The sequence below is a fragment of the Bradyrhizobium sp. P2_E8 genome (assembly GCF_056403875.1).
Map to the genome: position 1 here is coordinate 1 of NZ_JBFUES010001527.1, position 1,179 is coordinate 1,179.

Sequence of the window (1,179 nt, forward strand, 5' to 3'; positions counted from 1 at the left end):
CCGGGACCCATACCGCGTGATCTATCGATCGTGGCCGGTCGCAGTACCGAACGACGAGTCTTCGCCAAACCACATCCTGTGGTTATGGGTGCCAGCCTTCGCCGGGACGACACCTTTTGTTTGGGCCGGCAGCCCGCACCCCACAACCACCCCGTTCCGCCGGTATCCCGTTCACCCTCTCTTAGCGAGAAGTTGATAAGCGGTGTTAACCAACGCTCAAAGAACGAGTCGGACATGCGGACGAGTCTCGGCCTCAGGATGCGGATCACGGTTGCGCTGGCGGTGACGGCGGCGGCGACCGCGCTGTTTGCCGTGCTGGGCGCGATGTGGATCATCGCCGGCATCATCGACCGCGCCGACCAGCGCGAGCTGCGCAGCCATTACGACGCCCTGCAATCGCGCATCGCGGAGGAATCGCACCGCGCCGCCGCGATGAGCGCCGTGGTGGCCGCGATGCCGGCGACGCAGGAGGCGATGGCGAAGCAGGACCGCGAGACGCTGGTGCGCCTGTTCGGGCCGGTGTTCACGGCCATCAAATCCGACTACGGCGTCGACCAGTTCCAGTTCCACGTGCCGCCGGCGACGTCTTACCTGCGCGTGCACCAGCCGGCCAAATTCGGCGACGACCTCTCCGGCTTCCGCAAGACCGTCGTCGTCGCCAACCAGGACCGCAAGGTCGTGGTCGGGCTCGAGGGCGGCATGGCCGGGCTCGGCATCCGCGGCGTGGTACCGATCGCGCAGGACGGCAAGCACCTCGGCACGGTCGAATTCGGCCTGACCTTCGGCCAGCCTTTCCTCGACGATTTCAGGAACAACCGCCATGTCGACGTCGCCTTCCATCTCGCCGACGGTTCGGGCTTCAAGCTGTTCGGCGGCACGCTGAAGGGCAGGAGCTTCTTCGATGCCGCCGACTACGGCCGCGCCGCCGGGGGCAGCTTCACGGTGCGACAGGCCAAGCTCGACACCACGCCGGTCGCCGCGCTGCTCGGACCGATCAGGGACTTCTCCGGAAAGCCGCTCGGCGCGGTCGAGCTCGTGATGGACAATGCCGATTACGAGGCCTCCGCCGATCGCGCCTGGCTGCTGGCGATCGGTATCGCCGCGCTCGGGCTCGTTCTGGCGGCGATCGTCGGCTATCTCATCGCCCGCAGCATCTCGCGCCCGATCCTGTCGATCACC

1 protein-coding gene is annotated in these 1,179 nt (G+C 66.9%); it reads left to right on the top strand.

Annotated elements, in window-relative coordinates; all coding sequences use genetic code 11:
• Positions 1-234: 234 nt before the first annotated feature.
• Positions 235-1,179, top strand: a 945-nt coding sequence (locus tag AC1D00_RS42025; protein ID WP_477014763.1) for a cache domain-containing protein, incomplete at its 3' end; no start/stop codon positions are given.